We start from the raw sequence: 17,080 nt of genomic DNA on the forward strand, positions 1-17,080 counted from the left end.
CGGGAAATGCCACCCTTTTTACCTTAGCCAGTTCGTTTTCGCCAGTTCGATTACTTCATCGCCGCGTCCACTGATGATTGCGCGCAGCATATACAGACTAAAACCTTTTGCCTGTTCGAGTTTGATCTGCGGCGGAATGGCTAATTCTTCTTTGGCAACCACCACATCCACCAGCACCGGACCGTCGATGGAGAAAGCGCGTTGCAGGGCTTCATCGACTTCAGCGGCTTTTTCCACGCGAATACCCGTAATGCCGCACGCTTCGGCAATGCGGGCAAAGTTGGTGTCGTGTAGTTCGGTGCCGTCAGTCAAATAACCACCAGCTTTCATCTCCATCGCCACAAAGCCCAGTACGCTGTTGTTAAAGACGATAATTTTCACCGGCAGCTTCATCTGCACTACCGAGAGGAAATCGCCCATCAACATGCTAAAACCGCCATCGCCGCACATGGCGACCACCTGGCGTTCTGGCTCGCTTGCCTGCGCGCCCAGCGCCTGCGGCATGGCGTTAGCCATCGAACCGTGGTTAAACGAACCTAACAAGCGACGCTTGCCGTTCATTTTCAGATAACGTGCCGCCCATACCGTAGGTGTGCCAACGTCACAGGTAAAGATGGCGTCATCGGCGGCAAAGTGACTAATTTGCTGCGCCAGATATTGCGGGTGAATGGCTTTCTCGCTCGGTTTTGCTAAATCATCCAGCCCTTTGCGGGCGTCGCGGTAATCTTCCAGCGCTTTATCCAGAAACTTGCGATCGGTTTTTTCTTCCACCAGTGGCAGCAATGCGCGCAGGGTTGATTTGATATCGCCGACCAGCGCCATATCTACCTTGCTATGCGCGCCGATGCTGGCTGGGTTGATATCAATCTGAATAATTTTGGCATCGGTCGGGTAGAAGGCGCGGTAGGGGAACTGAGTGCCGAGCAGTACTAAGGTGTCGGCGTTCATCATAGTGTGAAAACCTGACGAGAAGCCGATTAACCCGGTCATTCCGACATCATACGGATTATCGTATTCGACATGTTCTTTACCGCGCAGGGCATGAATAATAGGTGCTTTAATTTTCCCGGCAAACTCAACTAACTCTTTATGCGCCCCCGCGCAGCCGCTACCACACATCAGGGCGATATTGCTGGAGTAACGCAGCAGTTGCGCCAGTTTGCGTAACTCTTCTTCTTCCGGTGTTATGACTGGCTGTGGTGCATGATACCAGTGCGTGGTTGCCCCTTCTGGCGCAGGTTTTAACGCCACGTCGCCCGGTAACACGACAACGGAAACGCCACGGTTTAGCACCGCTTTGCGCATGGCAATCGCCAGCACTTGTGGGATCTGCTCCGGGCTGGAAACCAGCTCGCAATAGTGACTACATTCGCGGAATAACTCTTGCGGGTGGGTTTCCTGGAAATAGCCGCTGCCAATTTCGCTGGAAGGGATATGGGCGGCAATCGCCAGTACCGGAACGTGATTACGGTGGCAATCGAACAGGCCGTTGATTAAGTGCAGGTTGCCGGGGCCGCACGATCCGGCACAGACCGCCAGTTCTCCTGAAAGTTGTGCTTCAGCGCCAGCGGCAAACGCCGCCACTTCTTCATGTCGGGTGGACATCCACTCGATGGTGCCCATGCGATTAAGACTGTCGCTAAGACCGTTCAGAGAGTCGCCCGTGACTCCCCAGATGCGTTTCACGCCTGCCGATTCGAGTGTTTTGGCGATATAAGCTGCAACCGTTTGTTTCATGGTTTTCCGTCTCCTGAATGTGATAACGGTAACAAGTTTAGTTCATCTGACGGAGGGGGAAGGGATGGGAGAAAAAGGAGGCACTAACGGTTAAACAGCCCGATGACAGGAATATCATCGGGCATAAGGTGATTACGCGAGAACCAAATCCCCCTGCGGATGGCAGGAGCAGGCCAGTACGTAACCTTCGGCGATTTCGGCGTCGGTCAGCGTCATTGTGCTGCTCACCGTATATTCACCGGAAACCACTTTTGTCTTACAGCAGCCGCAAACACCCGCGCGGCAGGCGGCGACAACCGGAACTTTATTGCTTTCCAGCGCCTCCAGCAGCGTGGTGCCAACCGGAGCGTAAAATTCTTGCGCCGGTTGCAGTTTGGTGAATTTCAGACCGCTGGTCGCCGCTTCCGCCACTGGCGTAAAGAATTTCTCTTTAAAGAAACGCGTCACGCCGAGCGCCTTCACTTCCTGTTCCACCCAATCCATATACGGTGCCGGACCACAAGTCATCACGGTACGTGAGGCTAAATCAGGAACGCTTGCCAGCAGTTCACGAGTCAGGCGTCCGGCAACGAACCCCTCGGTAACGTTATTTTCCGCCACCAGTGTTACCGGATAATGACGCCACTCATCGGAGAAAATAACATCCTGCGGCGTACGCACGTTGTAGATCACCTGCACATCGGCCTGTGGACGGTTCTTCGCCAGCCAGCGACGCATCGACATAATCGGTGTGACGCCGCAGCCTGCCGCCAGCAACAGGAATTTATCTTCTGCTTTATCGTCGCAGGTAAATTCCCCCATCGCGTCCGAAAGCCAGAGATAATCACCGCGTTTTACATCGCGCGTCAGCCACTGGGAGCCGACACCGTCATCAATCCGCCGCACGGTCAGGGTGATATATTCACTCACGCCTGGCGTGGAGGAAATGGTGTATGCACGCAGCGTTTCCGCTGAGTTTCGCACGCTGACCAGTGCATATTGCCCGGCGCGATATGGGTAGTAATCGTGGCAAATCAGGGAAATCGTCCACACATCCGGCGTTTCTTGCGTAATGTGATGAACCTGCATCCGCCACGGGCATTGATTCGTTGGCATCGTCATCGACAAACTCCTTACGCGCTCAACAGTTGCTTCATGTCTTCTTCAACAGTGGTGATAGAACGCAGGCCGAATTTCTCGTTCAGCACCGCCAGCAGGTCTGGTGTCAGGAAACCAGGTGCAGTCGGGCCGGTGACGATATTTTTCACACCCAGAGAAAGCAGCGTCAGCAGAATGACAATCGCTTTCTGTTCAAACCAGGAGAGCACCAGCGACAGCGGCAGATCGTTCACCCCACAGCCCAGTTTTTCTGCTAGCGTTACCGCCAGAATAATCGCTGAGTAAGCATCGTTACACTGACCAGCATCCACCAGACGCGGCAGACCTTCGATATCGCCAAACTCGAGTTTGTTAAAGCGATATTTACCACAGGCGAGAGTCAGGATCAGGCAGTCATCCGGCACGCTGGTGGCGAAATCGGTGAAGTAGTGACGCTCGCCGCGTGCGCCGTCACAGCCACCAAGCAGGAAGATATGACGCAGTTTTTCACGGCTCACCAGATCAATCAGCGTATCTGCTGCGCCAAGCAGCGTCTGGCGACCAAAGCCCACGGTGATCAGGTGCGGAATTTCGCTGTACGGGAAGCCCGCCATTTGTTGCGCCTGGGCAATGACCGCAGAGAAATCTTCGCCATCCAGATGACGCACACCCGGCCAGCCAACGATGCTGCGGGTCCAGATACGATCGTCATAAGCACCGACAGTTGGGTCGATGATGCAGTTCGAGGTCATCACGATGGGGCCAGGGAAACGAGCGAACTCCACTTGCTGATTCTGCCAGCCGCTGCCGTAGTTACCGACCAGATGCTTGAATTTACGCAACTCCGGGTAGCCGTGGGCAGGCAGCATTTCGCCGTGGGTGTAGACATTAACGCCCGTGCCTTCGGTCTGTTCCAGCAGGTTGTAGAGATCTTTGAGATCGTGACCGGAAATCAGAATGCATTTACCCGCCGTCGCTTTGACGTTGACCTGGGTTGGCGTCGGGTGACCGTATTTACCGGTTTCGCCTGCATCCAGAATGCTCATCACTTTGAAGTTCATCTGGCCGATTTCCATTGAACACTCAAGAAGCGCGTTCATATCGGCAGGCCAGGTCCCCAGCCACGCCATGATTTTATGGTACTGGGCATAAATATCGTTGTCGTATTGACCGAGAACGTGGGCGTGTTCCATATAGGCCGCCGCACCTTTCAGGCCATACAGACACAGCAGACGCAGGCCGAGAATGTTTTCACCAATCGCGGCTTTATCTTTATTTGGCGTAAATTCAGCTGCCTGACGTTGCAGTTCGCCGAGATCATCGCTCACCAGTTGCAGGTCAGCCATCGGGTTATCGACGCAGGCGTTAGCATCTACTGCCAGGCATTGCGCTTTCAGCGCCTCGCGCAGGGCAATCGCTTCACGAGCGTAGCCGACAATACGCGGAGAATCGAAGTTAACGTTGGTCAGGGTTGAGAAAAATGCCCGAGGCGCGAAGCTGTCTACATCGTGGTTGATAATGCCGTATTCACGCGCTTTTACAGCCCAGGCAGAAAGCCCCTGCAGCGCCGCGATGAGTAAATCCTGAAGGTCAGAGGTTTCCGCCGTTTTACCACACATCCCCTGCGCGTATGAGCAGCCGTTTCCTGCCGGAGTACGGATAGTTTGTTCACATTGCACACAAAACATGATCACACCTTTTAAAGTTATATTTAATATACATGTTTAAGGTTAAGACGCTTAACGCGGGGATAAAAGGGATTTTTCATGCAACTTTAAGGGAGATTGATTTAGCGCAATTTTGGCGGCAGGGATCTACCGCCAGAGAGGTATTATGCGGAGAAAAAGGCGATGAGGATCGGCACTAACAGGCTGAGAATAAAACCGTGAACAATCGCTGCCGGGACCATATCCAGCCCACCTGTACGCTGAAGAACGGGCAGGGTGAAATCCATTGATGTGGCTCCGCATAAGCCCAGTGCAGTAGAGCGGCTACGGCGAATCAGGCCAGGGATCAACATAATGGCGATCAACTCACGCGCTAAATCATTGAAGAACGCCGCGCTCCCGATTACCGGACCAAAAGATTCGGTCAACAAAATACCGGAAAGAGAATACCAGCCGAAACCGGAGGCCATTGCCAGTGCGGTATTGATGGGGAGATCAAGAATAAAGGCGTTAATTAAACCGCCAATTAAAGAACTGGCAACCACCACCACGGCGACAATCATTCCCCGGCGATTAAGGACAATCTGCTTTAAGGTCATGCCATTGTTACGCAGCTGAATACCGACGAGGAAAAGTAACAGAATTAACGTGTATTCGCTGGCTTCGGTAGCGTGCTGTAAAAAACCTAATCCGCTAAGGCCAATAGCAAAACCAATCACCACGACGCCACACAGTTTCAGCGATTCCAGTGCCATCGCAATACGCGACGGCAATTTCTCTTGCTGGTGGCTACTGCGCCACGGCAAACCGCGTTCCAGCCACAGCAAGGCGACAATATTGCACAGTAAAATAATGGTAATACTGACAGCGGAATAATGCAGAATCGCCAACAGGTTACTGGCGAGATTATCGAGAAACGCCAGACTGATACCCATAAAAAAGAGAATGAGATAGACCATCCAGCTTAATAGCTGATTAATGCGTTTTAACGCAGCTTTTTGGCGAAGTGGAATGAGGTAACCCACAATCAGGGGAACCAGAATGATTAACAGCCCAGAAAACATGAAAAACCAGTCCTTGCAAAGAAGAAGTCGAAATGCGCGATGACACACTACTGAAAGCGGAAGGACGAGTAAAGTTGCAATTAAAAGGAAATGTTATGCATAAGGAGCTGTAGGGTATTCATTTTCATTTAAAGATATTCTTGCGCTTTAATTACAAACCGCACTGGTGTTGGTGGCGTCAAAATCGCCGAGGCGTTCCCTGAAGGCCGGGGCAGCCCACATGGATGTGGGCTGAGGGCGCGTTTTACAGGGATGTTACCTCGCGCCCGACCCGGTAGCCGTAAGGGATAAGTCGAGGGCACCGCGCAGCGGCGATTTTGTTCGCCAGAGCCCGGGGGTGCAGGGGGCGGCGGCGATTGGCCGCCCCCTGCGCGCTCCTTGCGTCAGTGGCAATATGTGGCTTAGCTCATGAAAGGAGCGCAACAAGATGATAAACCAACATATAACAACATCTTAAAAAAAAGGCCTGACATTGCGCCAGGCCTTCTGCGTTAATTAATCACGCTTTTCCAGCAGGGTCCGGTAAATCAGACCACCGATAATACCGCCGACAATTGGCACTACCCAGAAGAACCACAGCTGTTCTAACGCCCAGCCGCCCTGGAAGATGGCAACTGCGGTGCTGCGCGCCGGGTTAACGGAAGTGTTAGTCACCGGAATACTGATTAAGTGAATCAAGGTTAACGCCAGACCAATCGCGATCGGCGCAAAGCCTGCCGGCGCGTATTTGTCGGTTGCACCGTGGATCACCAGCAAGAAACCGGCACTCAATACCAGTTCAACCACCAGTGCAGAAAGCATGGAATAGCCGCCCGGTGAATGCTCGCCATAACCGTTAGAAGCAAAGCCGCTGGCCGCTGCGTCAAACCCAGCTTTACCGCTGGCGATTAAATACAGCAGTGCCGCCGCAACAATACCACCGACAACCTGGGCTACCACGTAACCAACGACTTCTTTTGCCGGGAAACGGCCACCAGCCCATAAACCAATAGTGACCGCCGGGTTAAAGTGGCCACCGGAGATATGACCGACAGCGAAGGCCATCGTCAGTACAGTCAAACCAAACGCCAGCGCGACACCGGCAAAGCCAATGCCTAATTCCGGGAACGCTGCCGCCAGCACGGCGCTACCGCAGCCACCAAATACAAGCCAGAAAGTACCAAAACATTCAGCTGCTAATTTTCTGAACATATCCACCTCAATTAAAAATTGACCCTGTGAAAAATATGGTCGTTTTATAGGGTCGTCGTAAAAAATGACGACAGAAATAATGCATCGGTATTTTAAAAACGAAGTCGAGCCATTCGCCAGATAAATAAATCCAGTAATTTTGATTTAGGGCAACAGTAAGTTCCCCCATATAGTCATTTGCCTGATTGACAGTGTAGTGCAAACGGCTGAAATAAGCCTTTAGAGGTAATAAAAATAATTTACAAGGTTAATTATTTGATTTTATTGTTTTTTAATGAGAGACAACATGTAGACGTATAACACAATTATTCGCTCATTTTTCAGACATTTGCCATGCTTAATTGTGATGTCATCACGTATTGTCTCGGCCTTTCCCGTTATACTGCCAGAGTAAAGGATGAGTAACATATTTCTGGAGGGGATATGATTCTTGAGCGCGTTGAAATTGTGGGCTTTCGCGGTATCAACCGATTGTCATTGATGCTGGAGCAAAACAACGTCCTGATTGGGGAGAACGCGTGGGGTAAATCCAGCTTGCTGGACGCCTTAACCCTGCTGTTATCACCAGAGTCAGATCTCTACCATTTTGAACGTGATGATTTCTGGTTTCCGCCAGGTGATATTAATGGTCGGGAACACCATCTGCATATCATTCTGACCTTTCGCGAATCGCTGCCTGGACGGCATCGTGTACGCCGTTATCGCCCGCTTGAAGCATGCTGGACGCCCTGTACTGATGGTTATCACCGCATTTTTTATCGCCTGGAAGGGGAAAGTGCGGAAGACGGTAGCGTGATGACGTTACGCAGCTTTCTTGATAAAGACGGTCATCCGATTGATGTCGAAGATATTAACGATCAGGCGCGTCATCTGGTGCGTTTAATGCCGGTTCTGCGTTTGCGCGACGCCCGTTTTATGCGCCGCATTCGCAATGGAACTGTACCAAATGTACCCAATGTGGAAGTCACCGCGCGCCAGTTGGATTTTCTCGCCCGCGAGTTATCCTCACACCCGCAAAATCTCTCCGATGGGCAGATTCGCCAGGGGCTTTCGGCAATGGTGCAACTGCTTGAGCATTATTTCTCGGAGCAAGGGGCCGGGCAGGCGAGATATCGCTTAATGCGTCGGCGAGCCAGCAATGAGCAACGGAGCTGGCGTTACCTCGATATCATCAACCGGATGATTGACAGGCCAGGGGGGCGTTCGTATCGGGTCATTTTACTCGGCCTGTTTGCCACTTTATTGCAGGCAAAAGGGACATTGCGACTGGATAAAGACGCGCGTCCGTTATTGCTAATTGAAGATCCAGAAACCCGCCTGCATCCGATTATGCTTTCCGTTGCCTGGCATCTGTTGAATCTTTTGCCTTTACAACGTATTGCTACCACCAACTCTGGCGAGCTGCTTTCGTTAACTCCAGTGGAACATGTTTGCCGCCTGGTGCGTGAATCTTCTCGTGTTGCCGCCTGGCGTCTGGGGCCAAGTGGCTTGAGCACCGAAGACAGCCGCCGCATCTCTTTTCACATTCGTTTTAATCGTCCGTCATCGCTGTTTGCTCGCTGCTGGTTGCTGGTGGAAGGGGAAACAGAAACCTGGGTTATCAACGAACTGGCGCGCCAGTGTGGACACCATTTCGATGCCGAAGGGATTAAGGTCATTGAGTTTGCCCAGTCCGGGCTAAAACCACTGGTGAAATTTGCCCGGCGGATGGGGATTGAGTGGCATGTGCTGGTCGATGGCGATGAAGCCGGGAAGAAATATGCCGCAACGGTGCGCAGCCTGCTGAATAACGATCGCGAAGCTGAACGTGAACATTTGACAACGTTACCGGCGCTGGATATGGAACATTTTATGTATCGCCAGGGGTTTTCCGACGTGTTCCATCGCGTGGCGCAGATCCCGGAAAACGTGCCGATGAATTTGCGCAAAATTATTTCAAAAGCGATCCATCGCTCTTCCAAGCCCGACCTTGCCATTGAAGTGGCAATGGAGGCCGGACGTCGTGGTGTGGATTCCGTACCGACGCTGCTGAAAAAAATGTTCTCACGCGTGCTGTGGCTGGCGCGCGGTCGGGCTGATTAACCACAAAACATCCTTGCCATCTGCGGCTGAATAGCGTCAAGCATCTCGTAGCGTCGACGGTATTCAGCCCGCTTTTTGCTGGCGATATCCGCAATCTCTTTTCGCGCTATTCGATTGGGAAGCCAATAATGCCGCTCGGCATCGCATTCGCCACCAACCGATTCCCAGAACGCGTTATAGTCAGCATGGATTTTTCCTTCCTTATCGCGATAACGCAGGCTGCGGTAAATATGTGTTTCATTGCTGACAGCAATAATTTGTTCGACCTGTAAGCGTTGGGCGAAGAGGCAGACCGCTTCCATCACGAGTCGTTTGGGAAATAGCCCGTGGCAGGCTTTCGTCGCATTCTGGATCTGTTGGTGTGGAATTTCCCATTTCGCACCTTGCAGCCCGCCTATAAATAACGTCCTTTTCCCCTGATACTCACACAGTGTAAATGTGATCTCCGCCAGAGGAATACCTTCGCTGTTGCGGAACAGAATTGTGCTGTCACCTTCCTTATCCATTGAGATCATCATGGTCAGTTCAAGCGTGAACTGCTCGCCGTTTTTTCCTTCCAGCTTCGCAAGTTGCAGTCCCGGGGTGTTCAAATATAAGCTGAACTCTTCCGCCGACATGCACGCGCGCAGCAATGCATAATGGTAACGTAACGCCTCCAGCAATTGCTTACGGGTCATATTCACGGCAAGGTAAGGGCGATGCAGGCGAACCGGCAGGCGCGGCTGACGCGTTAACAGCGTTCTGAGATTAGGCCAGTGGGAGAGTTCGTTCATCCACTCAACGCTTAAACGCGGCATAATCAAAGAGCGCAGCAAAAATTTCTGGCGAAACCGACGGCGATGCCAGAATTTACCCGGCCGCCACTGACCCCCTGCCAGATTAAGGAAAAGAGACATGCTGCTAAGAGATTCAGATGGTGTAAATGCTCGTTCAGTGATCTGAGACATATTCATAAAATCAATGATTATACGTAACACCGATTTCACCATCGGGCATCTTAACCAAACATCAATCGTATAATTACTAACGTAAATTTTCGGTTTTTGTTGATATTTCGTTGAAGTTGGCAGCCCCGTACGCGCATATGGAGCATTCAGAGTATTTATGAAAAAGCGAAAAAACCTTAAGAAGCGTTACGCTATTGCGCTGGTGATAGTCATCGCTGCGCTGATTGCGTTGTGGAGAACACTCAACGCGCCCGTGCCGACTTATCAGACATTGATTGTCCGCCCCGGTGATTTGCAGCAAAGCGTGCTGGCGACTGGAAAGCTGGACGCGCTGCGTAAGGTTGATGTGGGCGCGCAGGTCAGCGGTCAGTTGAAAACGCTGTCGGTGGCGATTGGCGATAAAGTAAAAAAAGACCAGCTTTTAGGGGTTATTGATCCTGAACAGGCTGAAAACCAGATCAAGGAAGTGGAAGCGACACTGATGGAGCTGCGTGCGCAAAGGCAACAGGCAGAAGCAGAACTGAAACTGGCACGGGTGACATACTCACGCCAGCAACGACTGGCGCAAACGCAGGCGGTTTCGCAACAGGATCTTGACACCGCAGCGACGGAGATGGCAGTTAAACAGGCGCAAATAGGTACTATCGATGCGCAAATCAAACGGAATCAGGCGTCACTCGACACGGCGAAAACGAATCTCGATTACACCCGCATCGTTGCCCCGATGGCTGGGGAAGTTACGCAAATCACCACTCTGCAAGGGCAGACGGTGATTGCCGCGCAACAAGCGCCAAACATTCTGACGCTGGCAGATATGAGTACCATGCTGGTAAAAGCGCAGGTGTCGGAAGCGGATGTCATTCACCTGAAACCCGGTCAAAAAGCCTGGTTCACCGTGCTTGGCGATCCGCTGACGCGCTACGAGGGGCAGATTAAAGATGTGCTGCCGACGCCAGAAAAGGTCAACGACGCCATTTTCTACTACGCCCGTTTTGAAGTGCCGAACCCCAATGGTTTACTGCGCCTGGATATGACTGCGCAGGTCCACATTCAACTCACTGATGTGAAAAATGTACTCACCATTCCGTTGTCGGCACTGGGGGATTCGGTTGGCGATAACCGTTATAAAATCAAACTGCTGCGTAATGGCGAAATACGCGAGCGCGAAGTGACGATTGGCGCGCGCAACGACACCGATGTTGAGATTGTCAAAGGTCTGGAAGCGGGTGATGAAGTGGTGATTGGTGAGGCCAAACCAGGAGCTGCACAATGACGCCCTTGCTCGAACTAAAGGATATTCGCCGTAGCTATCCTGCTGGAGACGAGCAGGTTGAGGTGCTAAAGGGTATCAGCCTGGATATTTATGCAGGTGAGATGGTGGCAATTGTCGGTGCTTCGGGCTCTGGTAAATCGACCCTGATGAATATTCTCGGCTGCCTGGATAAGGCCACCAGCGGCACCTATCGCGTCGCCGGTCAGGATGTTGCCACGCTGGACGCCGATGCGCTGGCGCAGCTTCGTCGCGAGCATTTCGGCTTTATTTTCCAGCGTTACCATTTGCTTTCGCACTTAACCGCCGAGCAGAACGTTGAAGTACCCGCCGTCTATGCCGGTCTTGAGCGGAAACAGCGATTGCTGCGCGCTCAGGAGTTGCTGCAACGACTGGGGCTGGAAGACCGTACAGAGTATTATCCAGCCCAGCTTTCCGGTGGCCAGCAGCAGCGTGTCAGTATTGCTCGTGCGTTAATGAACGGTGGGCAGGTGATCCTCGCCGATGAACCTACCGGCGCACTGGACAGCCATTCTGGCGAAGAGGTGATGGCGATATTGCATCAGTTGCGCGATCGCGGGCACACGGTGATTATCGTTACCCACGATCCACAGGTTGCGGCTCAGGCGGAGCGGGTAATCGAAATTCGTGACGGCGAAATTGTGCGTAATCCTCCCGCCATTGAAAAGGTGAATGTTGCTGGCGGGACGGAACCTGTTGTCAACACGGCGTCTGGCTGGCGGCAGTTCGTCAGTGGTTTTAATGAGGCGCTGACGATGGCGTGGCGGGCGCTGGCAGCGAATAAAATGCGCACCTTACTGACCATGCTGGGGATTATTATTGGTATTGCGTCGGTGGTTTCTATCGTTGTGGTGGGCGACGCCGCCAAACAAATGGTGCTGGCGGATATTCGTTCTATTGGTACGAATACTATTGATGTCTATCCCGGGAAAGATTTTGGCGATGACGATCCGCAATATCAGCAGGCGCTAAAGTACGACGACTTAATCGCCATCCAAAAACAACCGTGGGTCGCCTCTGCCACGCCCGCCGTCTCGCAAAACCTGCGCCTGCGTTATAACAATGTTGATGTTGCCGCCAGCGCCAACGGTGTGAGCGGCGATTATTTCAATGTCTACGGCATGACCTTCAGCGAAGGGAATACCTTTAATCAGGAGCAACTGAACGGCCGCGCACAGGTGGTGGTTCTCGACAGTAATACCCGCCGCCAGCTTTTCCCGCATAAGGCCGATGTGATTGGTGAGGTCATTCTGGTTGGTAATATGCCTGCGAGAGTCATCGGCGTGGCGGAAGAGAAACAGTCGATGTTTGGTAGCAGTAAAGTGCTGCGCGTCTGGTTGCCTTACAGCACCATGTCCGGGCGGGTTATGGGCCAGTCGTGGCTGAACTCCATCACTGTAAGAGTAAAAGAAGGCTATGACAGCACCGAAGCGGAACAACAACTCACCCGTTTGTTGTCGCTGCGTCATGGCAAAAAAGACTTCTTTACCTGGAACATGGACGGCGTTTTGAAAACAGTCGAAAAAACCACACGTACTTTACAACTGTTTCTGACGCTGGTGGCGGTGATTTCGCTGGTGGTAGGCGGCATTGGCGTTATGAATATTATGCTGGTGTCAGTAACGGAGCGGACGCGGGAAATTGGTATTCGCATGGCTGTTGGCGCGCGTGCCAGCGATGTTCTGCAACAATTTCTGATTGAAGCCGTGCTGGTTTGCCTGGTGGGCGGCGCGATGGGGATAATGCTGTCGCTGTTAATTGCCTTCACCCTACAGATTTTTTTACCCGGCTGGGAGATAGGCTTTTCTCCACTGGCGTTGCTGCTGGCGTTTTTATGCTCAACCGTTACGGGCATTTTATTTGGCTGGCTACCTGCACGAAATGCGGCACGGCTGGATCCAGTGGATGCTTTGGCGCGAGAGTGATTTTTGAGATAAAAATGCCAGCCGATCGGGCTGGCATTTTGCCTTTAGGATGTACACAATGAGACAGAAGAGCTATGCGACTGCTACTTCTACTTCGACGGGCACAATAACACTGGCGTGATTGCCTTTTGGCCCTTGGTGGACATCAAACTGAACGGGTTGTCCAGCTTTTAGCGTTCTGTAACCATCCATCTGGATGGTGGAATAATGAGCGAAAATATCTTCGCCACCGCCTTCAGGGCAGATGAAACCGAACCCTTTGGCATTGTTGAACCACTTAACAGTACCCTTTTCCATGCTTCGACATCCTTCGCAAATCTTATACAAGTAAGATGGAATAAACCGGGGTCAGAGAGGGGGCAGTTCAAAACCTCGCCAACTCTTGAAATACAATTTAGAGAAATGGGGCGAGTCGTCAAGCGTTTGACAGGGGCCAGGGGGTAGGTATGCATCAAAAATTTGAAGCAGTTAACGCTATTGACAGTAATGTCACTGATGTCGCTTATACCAACGATAGATGATAATTATCTATCATGTGGAGTAGATTGGTCAGGCAAATATGCTCTTGTCAGCGGCAGAGCGTTCTGCCGGTAACCGTAACCGAAGATGATAACTGACAATGGGTAAAACGAACGACTGGCTGGACTTTGATCAACTGGCGGAAGAAAAAGTTCGCGACGCGCTAAAACCGCCATCTATGTATAAAGTGATATTAGTCAATGATGATTACACTCCAATGGAGTTTGTTATTGACGTGTTACAAAAATTCTTTTCTTATGATGTAGAACGTGCAACGCAATTGATGCTTGCTGTTCACTACCAGGGGAAGGCCATTTGCGGAGTCTTTACCGCTGAGGTTGCAGAAACCAAAGTGGCGATGGTGAACAAGTACGCAAGGGAGAACGAGCATCCATTGCTGTGTACGCTGGAAAAAGCCTGAATGCAGGTATAAAAATTGGGGGAGGTGCCTATGCTCAATCAAGAACTGGAACTCAGTTTAAACATGGCTTTCGCCAGAGCGCGCGAGCACCGTCATGAGTTTATGACCGTCGAGCACTTGTTACTGGCATTGCTCAGTAACCCATCGGCCCGGGAGGCGCTGGAAGCGTGTTCCGTGGACCTGGTTGCGCTCCGTCAGGAACTGGAAGCCTTTATTGAACAAACCACACCTGTTCTGCCCGCCAGTGAAGAGGAGCGCGACACGCAGCCGACCTTGAGTTTTCAGCGTGTATTGCAGCGTGCAGTCTTCCATGTTCAGTCCTCCGGTCGCAGTGAGGTTACCGGTGCGAATGTTCTGGTCGCTATCTTTAGCGAACAGGAGTCGCAGGCGGCGTATCTGTTGCGCAAACATGAAGTCAGCCGTCTTGATGTGGTGAACTTTATTTCTCATGGCACGCGTAAAGACGAGCCATCTCAGTCTTCTGAACCAGGAAACCAGCCGAGCAGTGAAGAACAAGCTGGTGGGGAGGACCGTATGGAGAATTTCACGACTAACCTGAACCAGCTTGCACGCGTGGGCGGAATTGACCCGCTGATTGGTCGTGAGAAGGAACTGGAGCGCGCCATTCAGGTTCTCTGCCGCCGCCGTAAAAACAACCCGCTGCTGGTTGGGGAGTCTGGCGTCGGTAAAACGGCGATTGCTGAAGGTCTTGCCTGGCGAATTGTTCAGGGCGATGTACCGGAAATCATGGCTGACTGTACGATTTACTCTCTCGATATCGGCTCCCTGTTAGCAGGCACCAAATATCGCGGCGACTTTGAAAAACGGTTTAAAGCGTTGCTCAAGCAGCTGGAACAGGATACTAACAGCATCCTGTTTATCGATGAGATCCATACCATCATTGGCGCGGGCGCAGCGTCTGGCGGGCAGGTAGATGCAGCCAACCTGATCAAACCGTTGCTCTCCAGCGGTAAAATTCGCGTGATTGGATCGACGACCTATCAGGAGTTCAGCAACATTTTCGAGAAAGACCGTGCTCTGGCGCGTCGCTTCCAGAAAATCGATATTACTGAACCGTCGATCGAAGAAACTGTGCAAATCATCAATGGCCTGAAACCGAAGTACGAAGCGCACCACGATGTGCGTTATACCGCGAAAGCGGTGCGTGCGGCGGTGGAGCTGGCGGTGAAATACATTAACGATCGTCATCTGCCGGACAAAGCGATTGACGTTATCGACGAAGCGGGCGCTCGCGCACGTTTGATGCCGGTAAGCAAGCGCAAGAAAACGGTGAATGTGGCGGATATCGAGTCCGTGGTAGCCCGTATTGCACGTATCCCTGAGAAGAGCGTTTCTCAGAGTGACCGCGATACCCTGAAAAACCTCGGCGATCGCCTGAAAATGCTGGTCTTCGGTCAGGATAAAGCCATTGAGGCGCTGACTGAAGCCATTAAGATGGCGCGTGCAGGTTTAGGTCACGAACATAAACCGGTTGGTTCGTTCCTGTTTGCCGGCCCTACCGGGGTCGGGAAAACCGAGGTGACGGTACAGCTTTCGAAAGCTTTGGGCATTGAGCTTCTGCGCTTTGATATGTCCGAGTATATGGAACGCCATACCGTCAGCCGTCTGATTGGTGCGCCTCCGGGATACGTTGGTTTTGATCAGGGCGGTTTGCTGACCGATGCGGTCATCAAGCATCCACATGCGGTGCTGCTGCTGGACGAAATCGAGAAAGCGCATCCGGACGTGTTCAATATTCTGTTGCAGGTGATGGACAACGGTACGCTGACCGATAACAACGGGCGCAAGGCCGATTTCCGTAACGTGGTGCTGGTGATGACCACCAACGCCGGGGTACGTGAAACCGAGCGTAAATCGATTGGTCTTATCCACCAGGATAACAGCACCGATGCGATGGAAGAGATCAAGAAGATCTTTACGCCGGAGTTCCGTAACCGTCTCGACAACATTATCTGGTTCGATCATCTCTCTACAGACGTGATCCACCAGGTGGTTGATAAGTTTATCGTCGAGTTGCAGGTTCAGCTGGATCAGAAAGGTGTTTCTCTGGAAGTGAGCCAGGAAGCGCGTAACTGGCTGGCCGAGAAAGGTTACGACCGGGCAATGGGCGCACGTCCGATGGCGCGTGTCATCCAGGACAACCTGAAAAAACCGCTCGCTAACGAACTGCTGTTTGGCTCGCTGGTGGATGGTGGCCAGGTGACTGTCGCGCTGGATAAAGAGAAAAATGAGCTGACCTACGGGTTCCAGAGTGCACAAAAGCATAAACCGGAAGCCGCGCATTAATCAGATTGTTAGGTAAGTTGATGAAGTCCGTAATCTCGTCAGGGGTTACGGACTTTTTGTTTATGGGGTGGAGGAAGTTCAGACCCTTTTTTTGATGATGATGGTAATTTGTTGATAATTAATGCTGCTGAAAGGTAAGAATAAAAAAGGATTGCAGCAGGAAAATGAGATGGTTTTGCTTTATTAACAACGGGCTAAACGTGTAGTATTTGAGTTCACTGCCGTACAGGCAGCTTAGAAAGATGAATGCCGCAAAAGGTGCAAAAACGGTACGTTCACTGCCGTACAGGCAGCTTAGAAAAGAATACCTGGCGGAAAACAACACCGAATTTGGTTCACTGCCGTACAGGCAGCTTAGAAATGAGTCGACCAGGCTGTCGAACCGGACTGAGTGTTCACTGCCGTACAGGCAGCTTAGAAAGATGACATTTACGGAGCGAAAAGGGGGTATAGCGTTCACTGCCGTACAGGCAGCTTAGAAACCAAACGATACACGAAACCGCATCGAGCCCAGCGTTCACTGCCGTACAGGCAGCTTAGAAAGGTGTGTGTGTTATTGCCGGTTTAAAATAATCGTTCACTGCCGTACAGGCAGCTTAGAAAATTATGGGACGGCACATCTAGCAGCAGAGAAGGTTCACTGCCGTACAGGCAGCTTAGAAACAGGGGTGCACGATGCGCCCTCTGCGCTTATATGTTCACTGCCGTACAGGCAGCTTAGAAAAAATAGAATATTTAATATTACTACCATTGTGCGTTCACTGCCGCACAGGCAGCTTAGAAAGCCCGCATGATGGCGCGCCTGGCTAATCTTAATGTTCACTGCCGTACAGGCAGCTTAGAAAGCTGCCG

Annotated in this window: 13 protein-coding genes and 1 CRISPR repeat array (1 of these 14 only partly in view); of the genes, 6 read left to right on the forward strand and 7 right to left on the reverse strand. The window is 51.8% G+C overall.

Annotated elements, in window-relative coordinates:
* Positions 1-18: 18 nt before the first annotated feature.
* From poxB to aqpZ, 5 genes are all read right to left on the reverse strand, one after another.
* Positions 19-1,737 (reverse strand): ubiquinone-dependent pyruvate dehydrogenase, encoded by a 1,719-nt coding sequence (gene poxB, locus D9736_RS09320; protein WP_130258195.1) that lies wholly within the window; start codon positions 1,735-1,737, stop codon positions 19-21.
* Positions 1,738-1,869: 132 nt separating this feature from the next.
* Complete coding sequence (gene hcr, locus D9736_RS09325; protein ID WP_130258196.1) at positions 1,870-2,838, reverse strand: NADH oxidoreductase; 969 nt, start codon at positions 2,836-2,838, stop codon at positions 1,870-1,872.
* Positions 2,839-2,849: 11 nt separating this feature from the next.
* Positions 2,850-4,502, reverse strand: coding sequence for a hydroxylamine reductase (gene hcp, locus D9736_RS09330; RefSeq protein ID WP_130258197.1), 1,653 nt, complete (start codon positions 4,500-4,502; stop codon positions 2,850-2,852).
* 143 nt (positions 4,503-4,645) lie between these two features.
* Positions 4,646-5,545, reverse strand: a complete 900-nt coding sequence (gene lysO / locus D9736_RS09335) for an L-lysine exporter LysO (protein ID WP_130258198.1) — start codon at positions 5,543-5,545, stop codon at positions 4,646-4,648.
* A 495-nt stretch (positions 5,546-6,040) separates the two neighbouring features.
* Positions 6,041-6,736: an aquaporin Z gene (gene aqpZ, locus D9736_RS09340; RefSeq protein ID WP_130215654.1), complete on the reverse strand. Its 696-nt coding sequence runs from the start codon at positions 6,734-6,736 to the stop codon at positions 6,041-6,043.
* Between the two features lie 423 nt (positions 6,737-7,159).
* Between aqpZ and D9736_RS09345 the strand changes: the two genes are divergently transcribed.
* Positions 7,160-8,818, forward strand: coding sequence for an ATP-dependent endonuclease (locus D9736_RS09345; protein ID WP_130215656.1), 1,659 nt, complete (start codon positions 7,160-7,162; stop codon positions 8,816-8,818).
* Here the strand turns inward: D9736_RS09345 and D9736_RS09350 are convergent.
* A complete protein-coding gene (locus D9736_RS09350) occupies positions 8,815-9,771 on the reverse strand; it encodes a VirK/YbjX family protein (protein ID WP_130258313.1) in 957 nt (318 codons plus the stop codon). The two genes, D9736_RS09345 and D9736_RS09350, sit on opposite strands and share 4 nt — an antisense overlap.
* 151 nt (positions 9,772-9,922) lie before the next feature.
* On the opposite strand from D9736_RS09350, the gene macA reads away from it, so the two are divergent.
* A complete protein-coding gene (gene macA, locus D9736_RS09355; RefSeq protein ID WP_130215658.1) occupies positions 9,923-11,038 on the forward strand; it encodes a macrolide transporter subunit MacA in 1,116 nt (371 codons plus the stop codon).
* Positions 11,035-12,981 (forward strand): macrolide ABC transporter ATP-binding protein/permease MacB, encoded by a 1,947-nt coding sequence (gene macB, locus D9736_RS09360; protein ID WP_130258199.1) that lies wholly within the window; start codon positions 11,035-11,037, stop codon positions 12,979-12,981. Before macA ends, macB begins: the two co-directional genes overlap by 4 nt.
* Positions 12,982-13,053: 72 nt before the next feature.
* Here macB and cspD read toward each other — a convergent pair whose 3' ends face one another.
* Positions 13,054-13,278 (reverse strand): cold shock-like protein CspD, encoded by a 225-nt coding sequence (gene cspD, locus D9736_RS09365; protein ID WP_064530179.1) that lies wholly within the window; start codon positions 13,276-13,278, stop codon positions 13,054-13,056.
* A 149-nt stretch (positions 13,279-13,427) separates the two neighbouring features.
* On the opposite strand from cspD, the gene D9736_RS23575 reads away from it, so the two are divergent.
* From D9736_RS23575 to clpA, 3 genes are all read left to right on the forward strand, one after another.
* Entirely contained in the window at positions 13,428-13,502 is a 75-nt protein-coding gene (locus D9736_RS23575; RefSeq protein WP_214251107.1) for a hypothetical protein, read from the forward strand.
* Between the two features lie 98 nt (positions 13,503-13,600).
* Positions 13,601-13,921: an ATP-dependent Clp protease adapter ClpS gene (gene clpS / locus D9736_RS09370; protein ID WP_000520781.1), complete on the forward strand. Its 321-nt coding sequence runs from the start codon at positions 13,601-13,603 to the stop codon at positions 13,919-13,921.
* A gap of 30 nt (positions 13,922-13,951) precedes the next feature.
* A complete protein-coding gene (gene clpA / locus D9736_RS09375; RefSeq protein ID WP_130258200.1) occupies positions 13,952-16,228 on the forward strand; it encodes an ATP-dependent Clp protease ATP-binding subunit ClpA in 2,277 nt (758 codons plus the stop codon).
* Between the two features lie 213 nt (positions 16,229-16,441).
* Positions 16,442-17,080: a CRISPR direct-repeat array (repeat unit 28 nt; unit sequence GTTCACTGCCGTACAGGCAGCTTAGAAA) (it continues 353 nt past the right edge of the window).

It is taken from the genome of Escherichia sp. E10V10 (genome assembly GCF_004211985.1).
GTDB lineage: Bacteria > Pseudomonadota > Gammaproteobacteria > Enterobacterales > Enterobacteriaceae > Escherichia.